The organism is Modestobacter sp. SYSU DS0875 (assembly GCF_054050915.1).
This window is the reverse complement of sequence record NZ_JBJHAH010000006.1, coordinates 162,679-169,937: the sequence shown is the minus strand read 5'-3', so window position 1 is coordinate 169,937 and position 7,259 is coordinate 162,679. Positions and strand designations below refer to the sequence as shown.

The 7,259-nt window shown below is 73.9% G+C and carries 4 protein-coding genes; 2 read left to right on the top strand and 2 right to left on the bottom strand.

Annotated features, from left to right (window positions below; translation table 11 throughout):
• The first annotated feature begins 139 nt into the window (after positions 1–139).
• The gene (locus ACI79Y_RS05450; RefSeq protein WP_457157491.1) at positions 140–805 is read left to right on the top strand and encodes a hypothetical protein; all 666 of its coding nucleotides are present in this window, start codon (positions 140–142) and stop codon (positions 803–805) included.
• A 64-nt stretch (positions 806–869) separates the two neighbouring features.
• Here the strand turns inward: ACI79Y_RS05450 and ileS are convergent, their stop codons facing one another.
• On the bottom strand, positions 870–4,034 hold the full coding sequence (gene ileS / locus ACI79Y_RS05445) for an isoleucine--tRNA ligase (protein ID WP_457157490.1): 3,165 nt from the start codon (positions 4,032–4,034) through the stop codon (positions 870–872).
• Between the two features lie 96 nt (positions 4,035–4,130).
• Between ileS and ACI79Y_RS05440 the strand changes: the two genes are divergently transcribed.
• On the top strand, positions 4,131–5,642 hold the full coding sequence (locus tag ACI79Y_RS05440) for a potassium/proton antiporter (RefSeq protein WP_457157489.1): 1,512 nt from the start codon (positions 4,131–4,133) through the stop codon (positions 5,640–5,642).
• Positions 5,643–5,678: 36 nt separating this feature from the next.
• On the opposite strand, the gene ACI79Y_RS05435 is transcribed toward ACI79Y_RS05440, so the two are convergent.
• Positions 5,679–7,163: a malate:quinone oxidoreductase gene (locus ACI79Y_RS05435; RefSeq protein ID WP_457157488.1), complete on the bottom strand. Its 1,485-nt coding sequence runs from the start codon at positions 7,161–7,163 to the stop codon at positions 5,679–5,681.
• Positions 7,164–7,259: the final 96 nt, after the last annotated feature.

Genomic DNA, 7,259 nt, shown 5'->3' with positions numbered 1-7,259 from the left:
GCCTCGCACGCTCGGCGCGGGCCCCTGAAGGGTGGCCGACTGAGCCCCTCCGGACCCCGGTTCGGAGGGGCTCAGTCGTCGTCGGGGTCGTGTCGTCCCGTCGTGGGCCGCGGAGGGCGGTGCCGGATAGCATCCGGGCGTGGTCCTCATCGCGGCGCTGCTGGTCCTGATCGCCGTCGGTCTGCTCGTCGCCGGGGTCGTGCAGGGCGAGCCGGTGCTGCAGTGGAGTTCCTTCGCGGTCAGCGCCCTGGCCACCGTGCTGATCGGGATCGGGGCGCTGCGCAATCGTGCGGGCAGGGCCCGCCCGCCCGAGGTCCGGACGCCGTACCACCCGCAGGACCCGCCGGCGGAGCCGGCGCCACCGGTCGCGCCGTCCCCGGGCAGCGGCTCCCGGCCCGGCAGCTCCCTGGGCGACCTGGCCCGGCCGGGGGAGGAGGAGGTGGTGCGGCGGGTGGCCCCGCCACCGGTGCCGCCCAGCTCCCCGGTGCTGCCCCGGGTGGGCGGGTCGACCCGCTGGGGGGACGGGCCGCCGCCGGCCGCCCCCGCCGAGCAGGTCGCCGCGTCGGGCGAACCGCCCCCGGAGGACGTCGAGTTCTCCGACCTGCTGCTGATCATGGACCTGACCGACGAGGTGCTCGTCGTCGACGAGCACCCGCGCTACCACGTGGCGGGCTGCCCCCGGCTGGCCGCCGTGGCGACGATCCCGATCCCGTTGCTGCAGGCACGGAACGACGGGTTCACCCCGTGCGGCGTCTGCACGCCGGACCGGGCGATGGCCCGACGGGAGCGGGCCCGCCGGGGCTGACCCTGATGGCCCCCTGCAGGGCCCCCTCGCGAGCCTGCGAGCGGCGGGGGGCAGGGGGCCATCGTCAGGCCTTGGCGATCCAGAACCGCGAGCCGGCCGGGCCCTCGAGGCCCGGGCCGGTGCCGGGGACCTGCGCGTGCACCGCGGTGGCCAGCACCTCGCCGGCCCAGGTGCCGCCGGACTCGGCCAGCGCCTCGGCCAGGCCGTCCTCGCCGGTCCACCAGACCTCGATCCGGTCGCTGACGGCCAGGCCGCTGGACTTGCGGGCCTCCTGCACCAGCCGGACCACCTCGCGGACCAGCCCGGCCCGCTCCAGCTCGGGGGTCAGCGTGAGGTCCAGGGCGACGGTGAGCCCGCCGGCCGCCGCGACCGTCCACCCCTCCCGCGGGGTCTCGGTGACCACCAGGTCGCCGTCCTCGAGGGCCACCTGGGCGCCCTCGACCGGGACGGTGGCGGTGCCGGCGCGGTAGGCGGCGACCAGCTGGGCGGCGTCGGCCGCGGCGACCGCCTGCGCCACCGCCTGCACCTGCTTGCCCAGTCGGCGTCCGACGGCGCGGAAGTCGACCTTCACCGAGACGTCGACCAGCTCGCTGCCGACGGCGCCGGAGAGCTCCACGACGTCGACGACGTTGAGCTCCTCGGCCACCTCGGCCACGAGGTCCGGCGGCAGCTGCGACCAGCCGGGGGCGGAGACGAGCGCCCGGGCCAGCGGCTGGCGGGTGCGGACCTTCGACGACGTCCGCGCCGACCGGCCGAGCTCGACCAGCCGACGCACCAGGGCCACCTGCTCGACCAGGGCGTCGTCACGCGCGTCGGCGTCGACCGCCGGCCAGGAGGCCAGGTGCACCGAGTCCGGCGCGACGTCGTCGACCCGGCCGGGCAGGACGGCGCTGCGCCACACCCGCTCGGTGATGAACGGGGTGAAGGGCGCCATCAGCCGGGTCAGCCCGTCGAGCACCTCGTGCAGCGTGCCCAGGGCGGCCGGGTCGCCGTCCCAGAACCGCCGGCGGCTGCGCCGCACGTACCAGTTGGACAGGTCGTCGACGAAGGTCGCCAGCAGCCGCCCGGCGGTCTGGGTGTCGAACTGCTCCAGGGCGTCGGTGACCCCGGCGGTGACCGACGCCAGCTCGGCCAGCGCCCAGCGGTCCAGCAGCGGGCGCTCCGCGCGGGGCGGGGCCGGTGCCGCAGCCGCGTCCCAGCCGTTGGTCTCGGCGTAGAGCGTGAAGAAGCTCGCGGTGTTCCAGTACGTCAGCAGGACCTTGCGGACCACCTCGGACAGCGTCTCGTGGCCGACCCGGCGGGCCGACCACGGGGAGCCGCCAGCGAGCATGAACCAGCGGACGGCGTCCGCGCCGTGCCGGTCCATCAGCGGCATCGGCTCGAGGATGTTGCCCAGGTGCTTGCTCATCTTCCGGCCGTCCTCGGCCAGGATGTGGCCCAGGCACAGCACGTTCTCGTACGAGCTCTGCTCGAACACCAGCGTGCCCACGGCCATCAGCGTGTAGAACCAGCCGCGGGTCTGGTCGATCGCCTCGGCGATGAACTGCGCCGGGTAGGCCGCCTCGAACTCCGCCTGGTTGCGGTGCGGGGCGCCCCACTGGGCGAACGGCATGGAGCCGGAGTCGTACCAGGCGTCGATCACCTGGCGGACGCGCCGGTAGGTGCCCTCCTCGCCGGGCACGGTGAAGGTCACCTCGTCGATGAACGGCCGGTGCGGGTCCAGGTCCGAGAGGTCGGTGCCGGTGAGCTCGGAGAGCTCGGCCAGCGAGCCGACGGCGATCATCCGGGTCGGGTCGGCGTCGTTGCGCCAGATCGGCAGGGGGGTGCCCCAGTACCGGTCGCGGGACAGCGCCCAGTCGACGTTGTTGCGCAGCCAGTCGCCGTACCGGCCCCACTGGATGTTCTCCGGGTGCCAGTTGGTCCGCTCGTTCTGCGCCAGCAGCTGGTCCTTGACCTGGCTGGTGCGGATGTACCAGGACGGCTGCGCGTAGTACATCAGCGGGGTGTGGCAGCGCCAGCAGTGCGGATAGCTGTGCTCGTAGCGCAGTTCCCGGAACAGCACGCCGCGGTCGCTGAGGTCCTGCACGAGCGTCGGGTCGGCGGCCTTGAAGAAGCGCCCGCCGACCAGCGGCACCTCGGGCGTGAAGTGGCCGGTCGGGTCGATGGGGTTGACGACCGGCAGGCCGTATCCGCGGCACACCGCGAAGTCCTCGGCGCCGAAGGCGGGGGACTGGTGCACCAGCCCGGTGCCGTCGTCGGTCGTGACGTAGTCGGCCAGGACGACGTAGTGCGCGTCCCCCTCGGGGAAGTCGACCAGCTCGAACGGGCGCTGGTAGTGCACCCGCTCCCAGTCCCGGCCGGTGGTGCGCGCCAGCACCTCCACGGGGTTGTCGGGGCCGGCCTCGCCCAGCACCGCGGTCAGCAGTGGCTCGGCGACGACGAAGGTGCCGGCGGCCGTGCGGGCGACGACGTAGGTGACGTCGGGGTGCACGGCGACCGCGGTGTTGGACGGCAGCGTCCAGGGGGTGGTCGTCCAGACCAGCAGGTCGGCCCGGCCGGCCCACTCGCCGTCGGTGACCGGCAGCCGCACGTAGACCGACGGGTCGACCAGCGTCTCGTAGCCCTGGGCCACCTCGTGGTCGCTCAACCCGGTGCCGCAGCGCGGGCAGTACGGGGCCACGCGGTGGTCCTCCACCAGCAGGCCCTTGCCGAAGACCTGCTTGAGCGACCACCAGACGCTCTCGATGTAGCTGGCGTCCATCGTCCGGTAGGCGGTCGACATGTCGACCCAGTAGCCCATCCGGCTGGTCAGCTCGGCGAAGGCGTCGACGTGCCGCTCGACGGACTCCCGGCACTTCGCGTTGAACTCGGCGATGCCGAACCGCTCGATGTCGGGCTTGCCGGCGAAGCCCAGCTCCTGCTCGACGGCGATCTCCACCGGCAGGCCGTGGCAGTCCCAGCCGGCGCGGCGGGGCACGGAGAAGCCCTGCATCGTCTTGAACCGGGGGAAGACGTCCTTGAACGCCCGCGCCTCGATGTGGTGCGTGCCCGGCCGGCCGTTCGCCGTCGGCGGTCCCTCGTAGAAGACCCAGGACGGCGAGCCCGCCCTGTTCTCCATCGACCGGGCGAAGACCTTGTCGGCCTCCCACTGCTCGAGGACCTCGTGCTCGAGGGCCGGCAGGTCGACCTGCGGGGGAAGGGCCCGGTAGGGCCCGGAAGACGCACTCACGGCACCAGTGTCTCAGCTCCGGGACCCGTTCCTGCGACAGCGGCTGCACGGGCCGGTGCCCGCGGTACGGGAGACTCACCGCGTGGGGGCGCGCCGATGAACACGACGGTCACGGTCGCCCTTGCCGTCGGCGCCCTGGTGGTGCTGGTGGCGGCCGTCGCCCTGCGCCTGGCCGACCGCATCGGCCTGCCGTCGCTGCTGCTGTACCTCGCGCTGGGCGTGGCGCTGGGGGAGAGCGGTGCGGGCATCCAGTTCGAGGACGTCGAGCTGACCCAGACCCTCGGCGTCGCCGCCCTCGTGGTCATCCTCGCCGAGGGCGGGCTCACCACCCGGTGGAGCGACGTCCGGCGGGCGATCGGCCCCGGGATCACCCTCGCCACGGTGGGCGTGGCGGTCAGCGTGTCGTTGACCGCGGCGATCGCGGTCTGGCTGCTCGGCTACGGCTGGGGCTTCGCGCTGCTGCTGGCCGCGGTGATCAGCTCCACCGACGCCGCGGCGGTGTTCGCCACGCTGCGCCGGCTGCCGCTGCCCCGGCGGCTGGCCGCGTCGCTGGAGTCCGAGAGCGGCCTCAACGACGCCCCGGTCATCCTGCTGGTGCTGGCGCTGTCCGCGGGGCTCACCGGCGGGCAGGTGAACCCCTGGTACCTGGTGCTCGCCGAGGTGGTGGGGCAGCTCATCGGCGGCGCCGTGATCGGCCTGGCCCTCGGCTTCGGCGGTGCCTGGCTGCTCAAGCGGGTGGCGCTCCCGCTGGCCGGCTTCTACCCGCTGGCCACCCTCGCGCTCTGCGTGCTGGCCTACTCCGCCGCCACGCTCGCCCTGACGTCGGGGATCGTCGCCGTCTACCTCTGCGGGCTGGTGCTGGGCAACTCCGCGCTGCCGCACCGGGCGGCGAGCATCGGGTTCGCCGAGGGCATGGCCTCGCTGGCCCAGATCGGCCTGTTCGTGCTGCTGGGGCTGCTGGTCTCGCCGTCCCGGCTGCCCGAGGCGGTCCTGCCGGCGCTGCTGGTGGGCGGGGTGCTGCTGCTCGTCGCCCGGCCGGTCTCGGTGCTGCTGAGCCTCAGCTGGTTCCGGATGCCGCTGCGGCAGCAGGCATTCATCTCCTGGGCGGGGCTGCGCGGTGCCGTCCCGATCGTCCTGGCCACCTTCCCCGTGGCCGCCGGGGTGCCCCGGGCGGCCGGCCTGTTCGACACCGTCTTCGTGCTCGTGGTCGTCTTCACCGTCATCCAGGGCTGGGGTCTGCCCGCCGTGGCCCGGCTGCTGCGCATCGCCGCGCCGGTGACCCCGCGCGACGTCGACGTGGAGTCCGCGCCGCTCGAGGAGTTCGACGCCGAGATGATGCAGCTGCGGGTCTCGGACACCTCGCGGCTGCACGGCGTGTACCTGCCCGAGCTGCGGCTGCCCGAGGACGCCGCCGTGGTGCTCGTCGTCCGCGAGGGCCGGCCGTTCGTGCCCGACCGGTCGACCCGGCTGATGCACGGGGACCAGGCGCTGCTGGTCTCCGCCCGCGGCTCGCGCCAGGAGGCCGAGCGCCGGCTGCGCGCGGTCAGCCGCGCCGGGCGGCTCGCCACCTGGCGGGGGGAGTCCGGCCAGCCGACCGAGGAGGACTGACGGCCCCGCTGCCGGGTGGGGCCGCGGGGCCCTTCGTCAGCCCTGCAGCTCCAGGGTCTTCGTCGTGTCCGCGCGGACCTCGGCCAGCAGCTCCGGCTCGTCGGACAGCTTCCGCCCGTAGGAGGGGATCGCCTCCTGCAGCAGCGGTCGCCAGCCGTCGATCCGGTCGGGGAAGCAGCGCTCCAGCAGGGTGAGCATCGCCGAGGTCGCCGTGGAGGCGCCGGGGGAGGCGCCCAGCAGGCCGGCGATGGAGCCGTCCGCGCCGACGATGAGCTCGGTGCCGAACTGCAGCACACCGCGGCCGGCCTCGTCCTGCTTGATGACCTGCACCCGCTGGCCGGCGGTGATGAGCTCCCAGTCGCCCTGCTCGGCGGTCGGCACGAACTCCTCCAGTGCGCGGAAGCGCGCCTTCTCCGACTGCAGCACCTGGCCGATGAGGTAGCGGGTCAGCGGGATGTTGGCCCAGCCGGCGCCCAGCATCGAGCCGAGGTTGCCCGCCCGCACCGAGCGCGGCAGGTCCCACATCGACCCGGCCTTGAGGAACTTGGGCGAGAAGCCGGCGTAGGGGCCGAACAGCAGCGCCTGCTCCCCGTCGATGAGCCGCAGGTCCAGGTGCGGCACCGACATCGGCGGGGCGCCGACCTTCGCCTGCCCGTAGACCTTGGCCTGGTGCTGGGCGACCAGCTCGGGGTTGCGGGTGCGCAGGAACTGACCGCTCACCGGGAAACCGCCGAAGCCGCGGATCTCCGGGATGCCGGCGCTCTGCAGCAGCGGCAGGGCGCCACCACCCGCGCCGACGAACAGGAAACGGCTGCGCACGGTGCGCTTGCGGCCGGTGGACAGGTCCTTGACCGTGGTGGCCCACCGGCCGGCCGAGTCGCGCCGCACGCGCTGCACCCGGTGCTGCAGGTGCAGCTGCACGCCGCGGGACACGCCGGACTCGACCAGCAGCCGGGTCAGCGCCCCGAAGTTGACGTCGGTGCCGGCCAGCGAACGGGTCGCGGCGACGACCTCGCCGGGGGAGCGCTGCTTCATCATCAGCGGCACCCAGGAGTCCAGCTCGGCCGGGTCGTCGGAGAACTCCAGGCCGGCGAACAGCGGCTGCGGCGCCAGCGCCTCGTAGCGGTTGCGCATGTACCGGTGGCCGTCGGTGCCCGTGACGAAGCTGATGTGCGGCACGGAGGTGATGAAGGTCTTCGGCGAGTCGGTCAGCCCGGTGCGCACCAGGTGCGACCAGAACTGCCGGGACACCTGGAACTGCTCGTTGATGCCGACGGCCTTGGCCGGGTCGACCGTGCCGTCGGGGCGGGCCGGGGTGTAGTTGAGCTCGCACAGCGCCGAGTGCCCGGTGCCGGCGTTGTTCCACGGACCCGAGCTCTCCCCGGCCACCTCGCTGCCGGCCTCGAAGACCTCGACGGTCCAGTCGGGGGCGACGATGCCCAGCAGTGCGGCGAGCGTGGCGCTCATGATGCCGCCGCCGACGAGGACGACGTCGGGGTTCGCGGAACCGTCCGTGCTCAAGGTCTTCTCCCGTGCAGTGCAGATGGGTGCGTCTGTGCCCATCGTCGTCCGCCGTCCCCGGGTCGACGTCCCGCGGGGGGTGTCCACCCCGAACTG